At 61.0% G+C, this 14552-nt stretch carries 13 protein-coding genes and 1 pseudogene; 9 read left to right on the forward strand and 5 right to left on the reverse strand.

Annotation, left to right across the window (positions count from 1 at the left end; genetic code table 11):
- Positions 1 to 129: 129 nt before the first annotated feature.
- From typA to QEZ49_RS14470, 9 genes and pseudogenes are all read left to right on the forward strand, one after another.
- On the forward strand, positions 130 to 1956 hold the full coding sequence (typA, locus tag QEZ49_RS14430; RefSeq protein ID WP_280387953.1) for a translational GTPase TypA: 1827 nt from the start codon (positions 130 to 132) through the stop codon (positions 1954 to 1956).
- Between the two features lie 186 nt (positions 1957 to 2142).
- Positions 2143 to 3411: an AAA family ATPase gene (locus QEZ49_RS14435; protein ID WP_280387955.1), complete on the forward strand. Its 1269-nt coding sequence runs from the start codon at positions 2143 to 2145 to the stop codon at positions 3409 to 3411.
- 297 nt (positions 3412 to 3708) lie between these two features.
- The gene (locus tag QEZ49_RS14440) at positions 3709 to 4164 is read left to right on the forward strand and encodes a phasin family protein (RefSeq protein ID WP_068462950.1); all 456 of its coding nucleotides are present in this window, start codon (positions 3709 to 3711) and stop codon (positions 4162 to 4164) included.
- A gap of 164 nt (positions 4165 to 4328) precedes the next feature.
- Positions 4329 to 4838, forward strand: coding sequence for a GNAT family N-acetyltransferase (locus QEZ49_RS14445; protein ID WP_280387958.1), 510 nt, complete (start codon positions 4329 to 4331; stop codon positions 4836 to 4838).
- 168 nt (positions 4839 to 5006) lie between these two features.
- On the forward strand, positions 5007 to 5801 hold the full coding sequence (gene dapB, locus QEZ49_RS14450) for a 4-hydroxy-tetrahydrodipicolinate reductase (RefSeq protein ID WP_280387960.1): 795 nt from the start codon (positions 5007 to 5009) through the stop codon (positions 5799 to 5801).
- Between the two features lie 50 nt (positions 5802 to 5851).
- A pseudogene (locus QEZ49_RS14455) lies at positions 5852 to 6496 on the forward strand (2,3-bisphosphoglycerate-dependent phosphoglycerate mutase).
- Positions 6497 to 6505: 9 nt separating this feature from the next.
- Positions 6506 to 7099: a DUF4337 domain-containing protein gene (locus tag QEZ49_RS14460; protein ID WP_280387962.1), complete on the forward strand. Its 594-nt coding sequence runs from the start codon at positions 6506 to 6508 to the stop codon at positions 7097 to 7099.
- A 143-nt stretch (positions 7100 to 7242) separates the two neighbouring features.
- Positions 7243 to 8355 carry a 3-isopropylmalate dehydrogenase gene (gene leuB, locus QEZ49_RS14465; protein WP_280387963.1) on the forward strand — a complete coding sequence of 371 codons (1113 nt, stop codon included), beginning with the start codon at positions 7243 to 7245 and terminating at the stop codon, positions 8353 to 8355.
- 254 nt (positions 8356 to 8609) lie between these two features.
- Positions 8610 to 9638: an aspartate-semialdehyde dehydrogenase gene (locus QEZ49_RS14470; protein ID WP_280387966.1), complete on the forward strand. Its 1029-nt coding sequence runs from the start codon at positions 8610 to 8612 to the stop codon at positions 9636 to 9638.
- A 197-nt stretch (positions 9639 to 9835) separates the two neighbouring features.
- Here QEZ49_RS14470 and QEZ49_RS14475 read toward each other — a convergent pair whose 3' ends face one another.
- The 5 genes from QEZ49_RS14475 to mtaB form a co-directional block, all read right to left on the reverse strand.
- Entirely contained in the window at positions 9836 to 10330 is a 495-nt protein-coding gene (locus tag QEZ49_RS14475; RefSeq protein ID WP_280387968.1) for a MarR family transcriptional regulator, read from the reverse strand.
- A 244-nt stretch (positions 10331 to 10574) separates the two neighbouring features.
- A complete protein-coding gene (locus QEZ49_RS14480) occupies positions 10575 to 11171 on the reverse strand; it encodes a septation protein A (RefSeq protein WP_280387970.1) in 597 nt (198 codons plus the stop codon).
- Between the two features lie 96 nt (positions 11172 to 11267).
- Positions 11268 to 11957, reverse strand: a complete 690-nt coding sequence (locus tag QEZ49_RS14485) for a septation protein IspZ (protein WP_280387972.1) — start codon at positions 11955 to 11957, stop codon at positions 11268 to 11270.
- Between the two features lie 101 nt (positions 11958 to 12058).
- Complete coding sequence (gene ftsY / locus QEZ49_RS14490) at positions 12059 to 13264, reverse strand: signal recognition particle-docking protein FtsY (protein WP_280387974.1); 1206 nt, start codon at positions 13262 to 13264, stop codon at positions 12059 to 12061.
- A complete protein-coding gene (gene mtaB, locus QEZ49_RS14495; protein ID WP_280387975.1) occupies positions 13261 to 14517 on the reverse strand; it encodes a tRNA (N(6)-L-threonylcarbamoyladenosine(37)-C(2))-methylthiotransferase MtaB in 1257 nt (418 codons plus the stop codon). Before mtaB ends, ftsY begins: the two co-directional genes overlap by 4 nt.
- Positions 14518 to 14552 lie beyond the last annotated feature (35 nt).

The raw sequence follows: 14552 nt of genomic DNA on the forward strand, positions 1-14552 counted from the left end.
TTTTGGCCAATAATGACGCCTATTGGGCCATGATATCTGCCTGAGAATTAGGCGTGACTACTACGTCTCTGGCGGTGGAACCCGCGATATGCTAGTTGGCGCGCACCTATTGCAGCGCAAAAAGCCCAGATGAACCTTAGAAACATTGCGATTATCGCCCACGTTGACCACGGCAAGACGACGCTCGTGGATGAACTATTGAAGCAGTCCGGCTCTTTTCGTGAGGGCCAGCGCGTTTCCGAGCGCGCGATGGACTCAGGAGACATTGAGCGCGAACGCGGCATCACCATTCTCGCCAAGTGCACCTCCGTGATCTGGAAAGATGTACGGATCAACATCGTCGACACGCCAGGCCACGCCGATTTCGGCGGCGAGGTTGAGCGCATCATGAACATGGTCGACGGCGTTGTGGTGCTGGTGGATGCTTCCGAAGGCCCGCTGCCGCAGACCAAGTTCGTGGTCTCGAAGGCGCTGAAGCGCGGTCTGCGCCCCATCGTGGCGATCAACAAGATCGACCGCCCGGATGAGCGCCATCAGGACGTGCTGAACGAGGTGTTCGACCTGTTCGCCAATCTGGACGCTACGGACGAGCAGCTCGACTTCCCGGTTCTTTATGGCTCGGGCCGTAATGGCTGGATGGCGCTGGATCCTTCGGGTCCGCAGGAAAACATGGCGCCGATGTTCGATCTGGTGGTGTCGCATGTGCCGCCGCCGACGGTCGACACAGGTCCGGTACGTGTACTGGCCACCACGCTGGATGCCGATCCGTTCCTTGGCCGTATTCTCACCGGCCGCATTACGTCGGGCGTGCTGAAGACCGGCATGCCGCTGAAGGCTCTGAACCACGAAGGCAAGCTGGTTGAGAACTTCCGCGTGCAGAAGGTGCTGGCTTTCCGCGGTCTGGAGCGCGTGCCCGTCGATCAGGCGGAAGCAGGCGAGATCGTCTCCATCGCTGGCATGACCGATGCGACCGTGGCCGACACGCTGTGCGATCCTTCGGTGCAGGAGCCGCTGGCGGCGCAGCCGGTCGATCCGCCGACGCTGTCGATGACCTTCCGCATCAATGACGGTCCGTTTGCCGGTCAGGAAGGCGACAAGGTCCAGAGCCGCGTCATCCATGATCGCTTGCGCAAGGAAGCCGAGACCAACATCGCCATCAAGGTCACGCAGTCGGACGACAAGGATTCGTTCGATGTTGCTGGCCGCGGTGAATTGCAGCTCGGCATTCTGATCGAGAACATGCGCCGCGAGGGCTTCGAGCTCACCGTGTCGCGGCCTAAGGTCGTGATGAAGACCGATGAAGAGACCGGCGCGCGTCTTGAGCCGATCGAAGAAGTCATCGTTGACGTCGATGAAGAGTTCACCGGCGTCGTGGTGCAGAAGCTGTCGGAGCGCAAGGGCGAACTGCTGGAAATGCGCCCGTCCGGTGCTGGCCGTCAGCGCATGGTGTTCCTGGTGCCGACGCGTGGTTTGATCGGCTATCAGAACGAGCTGCTGTCCGATACGCGCGGCACGGCGGTGATGAACAAGCTGTTCCATAGCTATGCGCCGCATAAGGGCGACATTTCTGGACGCCGCACCGGCGTGCTGATCTCCAACGCCAATGGTGAAGCAGCGGCCTATGCGATCTTCAACCTGCAGGATCGTGGCCCGTTCCTCATCGGCGCCCAGACACGCGTTTACGAGGGCATGATCGTGGGTGAGCACACCCGCGATAACGACCTCGAAGTGAACGTGGTCAAGGGCAAGAAGCTCACCAACATGCGCGCGTCCGGCAAGGACGAGAACGTGCTGTTGACGACGCCGATGAAGCTGCCGCTTGAGCGCGCGCTCAGCTACATCAACGACGACGAGCTTGTTGAGGTGACGCCGCAGAACATTCGTCTGCGCAAGCGCTGGCTTGACCCCAACGAGCGCAAGAAGATGGACCGCGCGCGCGATAAGGACGTCGCCTAATTGAGAGCGCGTACCCGCATCGCTGCAACGCTTCCTGCGTAAAACCCTTCTTTGGGCAACTCGGGGCAGCGCAGCGGCGCAGTTTTGGGTAAGAATCACTGCGCCGGCCGTTTTCCAGCGGCCGGCGTTAGTGTTTTTAAAGGCGCTTAGGCAACCCGGCGCCAAGCCCCAACGCAGCGAGATGAAGTGACCAGCAACCCACTGACGCGCCCGAACGAGACGACCACACTGGCTCCGATCAATTGGCCGGCAGGTGTAACGCCCCCGCCGGAATTCTTGAACGCGCTGGAGTTCGTTCGCTCCGATACCGGGCACTTGTTCGTCACCGGGCGCGCGGGCACCGGCAAATCCACACTGCTGCGGGCCCTGCGCGATCATCTGGTTGATGAGCACATCGTGCTGGCGCCAACGGGCCTTGCAGCGGTCAACGTCGGCGGCCAGACGATCCATTCGTTTTTCGGTTTTCCGCCTCGCCTCATTCGCTCCGATGACATCAAGCGCAGCCGAAATGGCCGCCTAATGCGCAAGCTGAAGGTCATCATCATCGATGAGGTGTCGATGGTGCGCTCCGATCTGATGTGGGCCATCGATATGTCGTTGCGCATTAACCGGTCCAAGCCACGCGAGCCGTTCGGCGGCGTCCGGCTGATATTGTTCGGCGATTTGCATCAGCTTCCGCCGGTGGTGCAGGGCGATGTCGCGCAGCACCTGCACAGCGAGTTCGGCGGGCCGTTTTTCTTTCAGGTGCCGTCGCTGAATGAAGGCGCTGGCATGAATGTGCTGGAACTGGATCAGGTGTTCCGCCAGAGCGATGAAACCTTCCTGACCGTGCTCAATCGCATTCGCGATGGTGAGGCAACCGAGGAAGACATGGCGGTTCTGAACGAGCGCGCGCACCCCATCCGCACGCTGGGCGAAGGCGACCCCTATGTGATCCTGACGCCAACCAACGCTGCGGCGCAGCGGATCAACATGGCCTATCTCAACGCCTTGCCGGCGGCCGAGAGTGTCTATGAGGCTGGAATTACGGGCGAATACAACGACTCATCCCATCCCACCGATGCCAACCTGCTGCTGAAGGAGGGCGCTAAGGTCATTCTGCTGCGCAACGATCCCGACAGGCGCTGGGTCAATGGCACGATCGCACGCGTCGCCAAGCTGGAAGACAAGCGCGTCTGGATCGAACTGGACGGCTCGGTTCATGAGGTTGAGCAGGTTGCGTGGGAAGCGCGCCGCTATGCCTATGACCAAGCATCCGAAAAGATCGTCGAGAACGTCACCGGCACGTTCCGCCAGTTCCCGTTGCGGCTGGCCTGGGCACTGACGATCCATAAATCCCAAGGCCTGACGCTGGATAAGGTTTACATCGACCTTGGGCGCGGAACATTCGCGCATGGACAGGCGTATGTTGCCCTATCGCGCTGCCGATCGCTGGAGGGGCTGGCGCTGGCCTGACCGCTCCGCCCCTCTGACATCGTGTTCGACGATCTGGCGATGGGCTACCGCGACCGATTTGCACGTCTTTAAGCGCGGGGGCAGCGCGCTGTCATATTTCGCAGTTGCGAGAAGAAGTTAAGCTGGGAGGCCAGTATTGGCTGCCATTTCCGCGTTGCAGCAAGATTGATGTTGCGGCGCACAATAACCTGGGGTAGTGTCTGTCTCGTCAGGCCCCGCTGGGGTCATGCAACTTATTTTAGCCCCCGCATGAGCGCCGCGTTGGTCGGTTGCTCCAACGAGATACGGAGTTTTCCAATGAACGATCAGTTCGCCCGGCAAGCCCAGGACATGCTGGCGGCTGCCAAGGATGCCCGCATTCCCGAGAACGTAAAGGTTTTCGCGGAAGAGAGCGTTGCCAAGAGCCGCGATGCTTATGCCAAGCTCAGCGCCGCCACCCAGGACAACGTCAAGGCGGTCGAAGAGATCGTCCAGACCGCGCAGGCCGGCGCCAAGACCTTCAGCGAGAAGGTGATGCAGGCTGCCGCTGTTAATGTTGAAGCTGCCTTCGATGCGGCTGAGGCTATCGCCCGCGCCAAGACGCTGCCGGAAATTGCCCGTCTTCAGGCTGACTATCTGAAGCAGCAGTTTGCCGCCGCTTCTTCGCAGACGAAAGAGTTCTTCGAGCTGTCGAACAAAATCAGCCGTCAGACGCTTGAGAGCATGAATGCCGCCGCCACGAAGAGCTTCGAGCAGATCCGCAAGGTCGGCTGAAGCTAGGTTTTCGCCAGGTTTTTGGTTGTGCGTCAGACATCGTATTAAGGCCGCGGAACAACTCGCGGCCTTTTTCGTGCCAGCCAGCCTCACTTTTGGCAAAACGCTCACCTAGCGTCGTGAATTGATGTAAGATCGCGTGGGTAAACAAAAAATAGTGCGTCATGTTGGGTGAGAGTTCACACTGTACCATCCGTCCCGGGATGCCCTCGGACGCGAAAGCCCTGAGCGAGGTATTCAGCTCCAGCTGGACCAATGCCTACCTGGGCATCATCCCCCATTTCCATCTCGACGGTATGATCCGTCGGCGTAATCCGGAGTGGTGGAGCGCTGCTATTCAGTCCGGAGCGCAGCTTCTGGTGTTGCAGGTCGCCAGCGTGATCGCGGGCTATGCGACCTTGGGGCCAGCGCGTGCCCGCAGCAATTTCGAAGGTGAAATTTTCGAGCTGTACCTGGCGCCGGAGTATCAGGGGCTGGGGTTTGGCGAGCGTCTGTTCGAAGCCTGCCGCCATGAACTCGATATCGGTAGCCTCAACGGGTTGATCGTCTGGGCACTGGCTGACAATGCGGCCGCCACCGATTTTTACTGGCGTCGCGGCGGCCGGCCGGTTGGCAACGCGTTCGAGCGCTACGGGCGGTCAAAGCTTAAAAAGATCGCCTTCGCCTGGGATTAGGCGCCGTCCGCCTGCCAGATTCGCCGTCTTTTGTTCGCCGCTAGGCGATCTTTTCCGGCCTAGCGGCAATCCACCCGAGGGGCAAACGTCCACGCAGCCTTCCTCATCCGGGTTTGTGTTGCTATACCGCAGCGCATTCATAGCCGATTGAATGTCGAGGTTCCGATAATGAAAGTCGCCGTTATGGGCGTTGCAGGACGCATGGGCCAGGAGCTTGTGCGTGCAGCGCACGCGGCTGGATGCACCATCGTCGCCGGCTTGGAGCGTGAAGGCTCGCCGGCAATCGGTGCTGATGTCGGCACGCTGGCGGGTCTGGAGCCGCTGGGCGTGGCCGTTTCCTCCGACGCGCTGGAGGGTATTGCCCGTTGTGAGGGCCTCCTCGATTTTACATCGCCCAAGTCCAGCGCCGAGTTTGCAGGTCTGGCCGCCAATGCCCGGGCCGTGCATGTGATCGGCACGACAGGTTTCACGGCCGAGGAAGAAGCGCAGATCGCAGCAGCGGCGCGCCATGCACCAATTATCAAGGCCGGCAACATGAGCCTTGGTGTAAATCTTCTGGTGGCCTTGACGCGACGTGTGGCCGAAGCGCTGGACGAGGACTTCGACATAGAAATCGTTGAGATGCACCACCGTCACAAGGTTGACGCGCCCTCAGGCACCGCGCTGATGCTCGGTCAGGCAGCCGCAGACGGCCGCAACGTCGATTTGCAGGAAACTGCGGTGAAGTCCCGAGATGGACACACCGGCGCCCGCCGCCCGGGCGACATCGGCTTCGCTACGCTGCGTGGTGGCAGTGTGGTCGGCGAGCACAAGGTTATATTCGCCGGTGCGGGCGAGCGTATCGAACTCGGTCATATCGCGACTGACCGTTCGATCTTCGCGCGCGGCGCTGTGAAGGCGCTGCAGTGGGGCCGCGGTAAATCGCCGGGTCTTTATTCCATGTCGGATGTGTTGGGGCTGTGATCGTGGAAGTCAGTGCTCCGGAAGCCGCCGCCGATCAACGCACGGGCACGCTGGTGCTGGTGCGCCATGGTGAGAGTGAGTGGAACCGGCGAAATCTGTTCACGGGCTGGTGCAATCCGGACCTGACGGAGAAGGGCCTGATCGAAGCCCTTGTGGCGGGCCGGTTGCTACGCGCCGAAGGGCTGAAGTTCGACGTTTGCTACACCAGCCGGCTGCGGCGCGCACAGCGCACGCTGGATCTCATCCTTTCCGAAATGGGCGAGACCGATCTGCCGATCCATTTCGAGGAAGCCTTGAACGAGCGCCACTACGGCGACCTGTGCGGCTTGAACAAGGACGAAGCGAAAGAGCGCTGGGGCGAAGAGCAGGTGCGCATCTGGCGGCGCAGCTATGACATTCCACCGCCCGGCGGTGAGAGCCTGAAGGACACCGAAGACCGTGTGATGCCATATTATCAGGATCACGTCTGGCCGGATCTGAAGTCAGGCAAATCGGTGCTGCTGGTCGCGCACGGCAATTCGTTGCGGGCGCTGATCATGAACCTTGAGTAACTCTCGGGCGAAGAGATCCTGCGCCGCGAGCTGGCAACAGCCGCGCCCATAGTCTACCGGCTTGGCGCCGATGGCGTGCCGCTGGAACGCAAGGATCTGCTGCCAACGCGCAGCATGGATGCCCATCCGGAAGACATCGTCTGAGGCGCGCCGATGGCCCTGCAGGAAATAGCCGACGCCGTCGAGGACAGCGGCAAGAAGGGGCGCGATCGCTGGATCGCGGTTTACATCGGCGTGCTTGCAGTTCTGCTGGCCGTTGCCGGTGTTGGCTCAGGCAACGCGATGAAAGACGCGATGGCCCGTAATATCGAGGCATCGAATACTTGGGCGTTCTTCCAGGCCAAGAATATCCGTCGCCATGAGCTACGGTTGCAGGTGGCGGAATTCGAAGCGATGCTTGCAGTGCAGCCGGATATGCCTGCCGCCGCCCGCTCGATGATTACAGAAAAGATCGCCACCTACCGTAAAGACGACCAGCATCTGACGACTGATCCAGAGCGCGGCGAAGGCCTCGACGAGCTGTTCGTCAAGGGCAAGCAGCTTGAAGCCGAGCGGGACGTGGCCATGCAGCGGGATCCGTTCTTCGATTATGGCCGCGCGCTGCTGCAGATTGCCATCGTGCTGGCTTCGGTGGCGATCATCGCCGGCGGCAGCTCGCTTTTGGTTCTCAGCGGTGTCATTGCCGTGCTGGGCGCGGCCGCAACGCTCAATGGTTTCCTGCTGTTCTGGGTGCCGGCGTTCCTCTGAAGCTCCCGCTGACCAGCACCTTTCAAGGTCGGCGCTTAAAGCGCGTCGGGTCCCATCCGAACCCATCGCCTCTTGCCGCTCCGGGGCCGAGGGGATAGCACTACGCCACTTTTCTTCCCACCTCTCGCGGGGCTCAATCTCCCATGGCCACTTTCAATCTGCTGCTTCTTCCTGGTGACGGCATCGGCGTCGAGACGATGGTCGAAGTTGAACGCATCATCGACTTCTTCAATCGCTCCGGGCGCGCCACGTTCAATACACAATCCGATCTCGTTGGCGGCGCTGCCTATGACGCCCACGGCGTGGCGATCACCGACGCCGCCATGGACAAAGCGCAGAAGGCCGACGCTGTAATCTTCGGCTCGGTTGGTGGGCCGAAGTGGGCGGACGTGCCCTATGCGGTGCGTCCGGAGGCGGGGCTGCTGCGGTTGCGCAAGGATCTGGGCCTGTTCGCCAACCTGCGCCCCGCGATCTGCTATCCGGCTCTGGCCGATGCTTCGTCGCTGAAGCGCGAGCTGGTCGAAGGCCTCGACATCATGATCGTGCGCGAGCTGACCGGCGGCGTTTATTTCTGCGAGCCGAAGGAAATTGTCACGCTGGAGAACGGCGAGAAGCGCGCCATCGACACGCAGATCTATACGACCAGCGAGATCGAGCGCATTGCCAAGGCGGCTTTCGATCTGGCCCGCAAGCGCGGCAACAAGGTGCACTCAGCTGAGAAGCACAACGTGATGCGCACGGGCGTGCTGTGGAAGGAAGTGGTCACCGAGGTGCACCGCTCGTATGCGCCGGACGTGCAGCTTGAGCACATTCTGGCCGACAACTGCGCCATGCAACTTGTGCGCAACCCGAAGCAATTCGACGTCATCGTGACGGACAACCTGTTCGGCGACGTACTGTCCGACGAAGCGGCGATGGCCACCGGCTCGCTCGGCATGCTGCCGTCGGCGTCGCTGGGTGCGGTTGATGCGACCACCGGCAAGCGCAAGGCGCTGTATGAGCCGGTGCACGGCTCAGCGCCGGACATCGCGGGCAAGGGGCTTGCGAACCCGATCGCCACCATCGCCTCGTTCGGCATGGCGCTGCGCTACTCGTGCGACATGGGCGCGGAGGCCGATCTTGTCGATCAGGCCATCGCGGGTGTGCTGGCGGCGGGCTATCGCACCGGCGACATCATGCAGTCGGGCATGAAACAGGTCGGCACCGCGGAAATGGGCGGCGCCATCCTGGATGAGCTGAAGAAGCTCGCAGGTTAATCCGCCGAGGCTGACAGCTTAGCCGACGGACAAGATGGGCGGCGTGGAGCTGGTGCTCCGCGCCGCTTTTCTTTCGGCTTTGTGTGTCTCGCGGGGCATCAGAGCACGCAAGCTGATTAGCCCCCCGAAAGCCCTGCAACTACGCGGTTTAAGCGCGCTCCGACGGGAGTACCCCTTGCGCGCGAGGCCGTCCGCGCGTAAGTGACCCGCACACGCGGCATGTTCCGCGGGCTGCTTGAAAATCGGGTCAGAAAATGGGTTACAAGGTCGCCGTAGTTGGCGCCACGGGCAACGTGGGCCGCGAAATGATGAACGTACTCGCCGAGCGCGAGTTTCCGGCGGACGAAGTGTACGCCGTCGCCTCTCGCCGTTCGCTCGGCACCGAGGTATCGTTCGGCGATAAAACCCTGAAATGCCATGATATTGAGCAGTTCGACTTTTCGAAGGTCGACTTCTGTCTGATGTCGGCTGGCTCCAGCGTTGCGAAGGAATGGGGTCCGAAGATCGCGGCCACCGGCTGCATCGTCATCGATAACTCATCCTACTGGCGTTACGACCAGGACGTTCCGCTGATCGTGCCGGAGGTGAACGCAGACGCGGTTGCCGGCTACACGAAGAAGAACATCATTGCCAATCCGAACTGCTCCACCGCTCAGCTCGTGGTGGCGCTGAAGCCGCTGCACGATGCAGCCACCATCAAGCGCGTTGTCGTCGCGACCTACCAGTCGGTTTCCGGCGCGGGCAAGGAGGCGATGGACGAGCTGTGGCAGCAGACCAAGGGCATGTATGTGCCGGGCGCTGAGGTCGAGGCCAAGAAGTTCACCAAGCAGATCGCCTTCAACTGCATTCCTCACATCGACGTCTTCATGGAGGACGGTTACACGAAGGAGGAATGGAAGATGCTGGCCGAGACGAAGAAGATTCTCGACCCGAAGATCAAGCTGACCGCCACCTGCGTGCGCGTGCCGGTCTTCGTCGGCCACTCCGAAGCCGTGACGATCGAGTTCGAAAAGCCGATCTCGGCTGAGGAAGCCCGCGCCATTCTGCGTGAGGCTCCGGGCATCATGGTGGTCGACAAGCGCGAGCCTGGCGGCTACGTGACGCCGGTTGAGGCAGCGGGTGAGTTTGCAACCTACGTGTCGCGCATCCGCGAGGACGCAACGGTTGAGAACGGCCTGCAGCTCTGGATCGTTTCGGACAACCTGCTGAAGGGCGCAGCACTCAACACGGTGCAGATCGCCGAGACGATCATCAACCGCCGTCTGCTGCCGAACGCGGCGTAAGGCTGGCTCTCGATCTCTGATCGGGGACCACAGAATTTGAAAGCTCGCTTCCAGTTGGAGGCGAGCTTTTTTGTGTCTGGCGTGAAATGAGCGCCGGCAGTAAATGGCCGCGCAGTTTGCGCGTGTCCGAAAGCGCGCACTGCGGTGTGGCGATGCGCGTTGGGAGCTAGCGAAGGTTTGAGGCGGCCGCGTTCGGCCTACTTCTTCGCGCGGCGCTTAGTTGCTGTCGCAGGCTTGGCTGCCGGTTGCTGCTCTGCTTCTTCACCCGTTAGCGCTGCAACGATCTGGCTGAGATCCTGCAGGAAACGGTCGCGCTGGGCCGCGGGCAGCACGGCCAGTAGTTTGTCGTCAGCGCGTTTGGCCAAGGGATCGGTACCCTTGAGGGCTTTCCAGCCGGCGTCAGTCAGTTTCACAGCGTATGCCCGCGCATCTTCCCGCGTGCGACGGCGCTGTAACAGACCCTTCTTGAGCATGCGCCGGACAATGTCAGCGAGCGTCGACCGATCAACGCCAGTCTTCTCGACGAGAAGGGTCTGGCTAACGCCTTCATTCTGCGAGACCGCGACCAGCACAGCATACTGACGTGGCGTCAGATCGCTTTCGCCGATCTCTTCCTGGAATATGTCGCTAGCGCATTGACCGGCGCGATGTAGCAAATGAATAGGAGATCGCTCCAGCCGTACCACTGCCATGTCGTGCCCCACCGAATTTTATGTGTTTGGCCAAAGCTGAGCACTTGTGACGTGGCCCCCATCAGGCAGCCACTTCACCCCCCTCGCTCACCTTTGCCTTTGAGGAATAGGTTGCGGTTCGAAAAGGAGAAAATACCAGAATGTCGCGCGCGTCCAGAGCAAAAGACGGTGGCGAGGTAAACATAAATCAAGAAGTCATCCGATGGCAGATAGTCATCATGCAGAATATCGGTTGGCGGCCGCACTAATTCGATGGTGCTTCATGCGCCTTCAACAGGCCTAGTTGTGCGACCGCGAAGATCATTGTTAGCGGCATAATTGCGAACACTTTGAAGCTGACCCATGTGTCCGTGGAAACAGTGCGCCAGACAATTTCGTTGAGCAGCGCGAGGCATGTGAAGAAACACGCCCAGCGAAACGTCAGCTTGCGCCAGCCTTCTTCGGTGAGACGAAATACCTCGCCAAATACGATCTTGAGCAAGGAGTGGCCGGCAAGGAGGCCACCGAATAGCGCGGCCGCGAACAGCCCGTTGACGATTGTGGGCTTCAGTTTGATGAAATGATCGTCCTGCAGCCAGACGGTGAGTCCGCCAAATACGAGGACGAAAGCGCCCGTAATAAGTGGCATCGGGGGGATGCGCCCGAAGAGAATGCGGGAAGCGATCAGTGAGATGACGGTGGCGCCCATGAACAGACCGGTGCCCCAGTAAATGCCGGCGCGAGCATTTACGAGGAAGAACACGGCCAGCGGGCCGACCTCAACAATCAGCTTCAGAAGCTGGCCGCGCAGATCAGGCGTTGGTTCGCCGGCCTCGGTCTTGGATGCTGCTTCATCGGCCATGCCACCACCACTCCCTGGATCCGTTCGCTCGCCTATCAAGCGGCAAATTTATAGCTGTGCAATCGTACGTCAGTCGCCGCGTATTGCTCAGGACGATCAATTCCCGCTGGCTGCACGCTTGACGCCATTGTTCGATGGTTCAGCCTGAGCGGCAGCATCGGTGCCGAGGTGATCGTCAGGCAGCCGGAAGCGTTGCATCACGCGCGTCAGATACCATGCGTAAAGCCCCGACAGCGGCATGATGATCGCCACCTTGAAGGCGATCCAGATGCCAACGCCGTCCATCTGCAGCCCGAGAAAATTATAAACTTCGTGGTCATGGAACGACAGCCGCACCGCCTCGTTGGCGATAGCGGTGAACACAAAGAACCAGGCGAAGCTCCAGGTGAAGCGGTTCCAGCCTTCCTCTGTGTAATGGAATGTCTTCTCGAACACGTATTTGAAGAAATTCCGGTTGAGCCACAACCCACCGAACAGGAACACCGCGAACATCAGGTTGAAGATCGTCACCTTGATCTGCACCCACATGGCGTCGCCGGTAATGATCGTCAGCGCGCCAAACACCATCGTTACCGATGAGGCGATCAGGGGAAAGATCGGCAGCCGGCGCAGCACGATCAGCATCGCCGCGATGGCGACGACGGTTGAGATGATCAACGCCCACGTGCCGGCAGTGATGCCGTACATCGCGTTGACGACAAACATCAGGACCAGCGGGCCGAACTCGCTGAGGATGTTCACCGTCTGCTCGGCGTTGAAAGGCATCAGTCGCTTAAGCGCGCTCATGTAGCCAGCGTCATCCTTGTTGCTTGAGATTGTGGTGCGCCCAATTCCAGGCCAGTTATCTAGGTTGTGAGAGCCAGCGAAGCCAGTGCTCAGCCCAGGGTTTAATCGTTTCCTGCAATCGCTCGGGCGAATTCACCGGCATCGAAGGGTTGGAGATCGTTAACACCCTCTCCCACACCGATGGCGTGGACCGGCAGCGCATGCTTGGCGGAGATGGCGACCAGAATGCCGCCACGTGCGGTTCCGTCCAGCTTGGTCATGATAAGGCCCGTCACTTCTGCCCGTTGCCGGAAAACGTCCACCTGCGACATGGCGTTTTGTCCCGTCGTGGCGTCCAGCACCAAGAGAACATCGTGCGGTGCACTATCGTCGAGCTTGCGGACGACGCGAACGACTTTGGACAATTCATCCATAAGCCCTTCCTTGTTCTGGAGGCGGCCGGCGGTGTCGACCAGCAGAACGTCGACGCCCTCCTGCCCAGCCCGGGCCAGCGCGTCATAGACGAGCCCGGCAGCATCGGCACCGACGGCACCGGATATCACCGTGGTGCCTGTGCGTTCGCCCCAGACTTTGAGCTGGTCGATTGCTGCGGCGCGGAATGTGTCGGCGGCAGCCAGCATCACGGATTTGCCCTCAGCGCGGAACTTCGATGACAGCTTGCCGATGGTGGTGGTCTTGCCGGTGCCGTTCACGCCCACCATCAGCACCACATGCGGCTTATGCGTGGCATCGATCACCAGCGGCTTTGCAACCGGGGTGAGAACCCGCGCAACTTCAGCCTGGAGCACGGAGCGCACATCATCAGCGCTGATGCCCTTTTCATAGCGGCCCTTGCGCAGGGTCTCGATGATGTTTTCAGCGGTGCCGACGCCAAGATCAGCCTCGATCAGCACGTCTTCCAGCTCTTCAAGCGTTGCCGCTTCCAGCTTCTTGCGCGTGAAGATGCCGGTGATGCCGTCGGAAAGCTTGGCCGACGTTTTGCCCAGGCCCTGCTTAAGGCGCGAGAACCAACCGCCCTTCGCAGGAGCTTCGTCGATCTCAGCCTGCGGTTCGGATGGTGAGACGGCAGGCTGTAGAGGCTCCGCAGCTATCGGAGCGTCGACCGCGGATGCAGGAGCCGCAATTTCGCTAGCTGCCGTTTCTTCCAACGGCGCAGCGACCTGCTCAGCGCTCAGCGGCTGCTGCTCATGGGCCGCGTAAGTTTCCTGCTGGCGTGCGCTGTCTTCTGCCGCGTCCTGGGACGCAGCAGGCTCGTCGGAGCGCTTGCCCCACAGCCGACCAAATACGCCGCGTGTCTTGCCGCTCACGCCATCACCTCGCCGGAAAGCCTTTGTCCATCGTTGCCGGTAACCCGGGCACGCACCAGCGTGCCGGCGTCCAGCGTTGGCGGCGTGCGCATCTCTGCGAACTGGCGCGTGCGCCCGATGCCGCCATTTTCAACCAACAGTTCCACTTCCCTGCCCGCCTGACTATCGAGGAATTGCGACAGTGCTGCGCTGCCCTTGCGGCGCAGCCTCGCGGCGCGATCCTTCACCTCAGCACGTGCGACCTGGGGCATACGCGCCGCCGGGGTGCCATTGCGCGGCGAGAAGGGGAACACGTGCAGGTATGTCAGTCCGCAGTCGTCCACCACGCTCAGCGAGTTGGCGAACATGTCCTCGCTTTCGGTGGGAAAGCCCGCAATCAGATCAGCACCGAAAACGGTTTCCGGGCGCAGGCGGCGCACCTCGGTGCAGAATTTCACCGCGTCGGCGCGCGAATGGCGGCGCTTCATGCGCTTCAGGATCATGTCGTCGCCCGCCTGCATGGAAAGGTGCAGGTGCGGCATCAGCCGTTCTTCTTCGGCGATGGCGCGTACTAGCTGCTCGTCGGCTTCGACCTGATCGATCGAGGACAGCCGCAGGCGGTCGAGCTCCGGCACAAGCTTCAGGATCTGGCGCACCAGCGCGCCGAGCGTGGGTTTGCCGGGAAGGTCGGCGCCGTAGGATGTGATGTCTACCCCGGTCAGTACAACTTCGCGACAGCCGCTCTCCACCAGCCTGCGGATACGGGGCACGATCTCACCTGCCGCGACCGAACGCGAAGGCCCACGCCCGAAAGGGATGATGCAGAACGTGCAGCGATGATCGCAGCCGTTCTGAACCTGCACATAGGAGCGGGTGCGGGTGCCGAAGCCGTCGATCAGATGGCCCGCGGTTTCCCGCACGCTCATGATGTCGTCCACCTGTACGCGTTCGGTGGTGTCGGTTGAAAAGCCTGCGAATGTTTCCGGTTTAAGCTTTTCGGCATTGCCGATGACATGATCGACTTCGTCGAGTTCGGCGAAGCGTTCCGGTTCCACCTGCGCGGCGCAGCCGGTGACGATGATGCGCGCCTGCGGATGTTCGCGGCGCAGCCGGCGGATGGTCTGCCGTGCCTGACGCACAGCCTCGCCCGTCACCGCGCATGTGTTGACGATGATCGCGTTGTCCAGATCAGCGGCGACGGCGTTGCGGCGCATAATCTCTGACTCATACGCGTTGAGCCGGCAGCCGAGCGTTATGATCAGGGGTTCGGCCATTACCTGGTCAGCAAGCCTCGAAAAACGGATAACGC

It is taken from the genome of Hyphomicrobium sp. D-2, assembly GCF_029872155.1.
Taxonomy (GTDB): domain Bacteria; phylum Pseudomonadota; class Alphaproteobacteria; order Rhizobiales; family Hyphomicrobiaceae; genus Hyphomicrobium_A.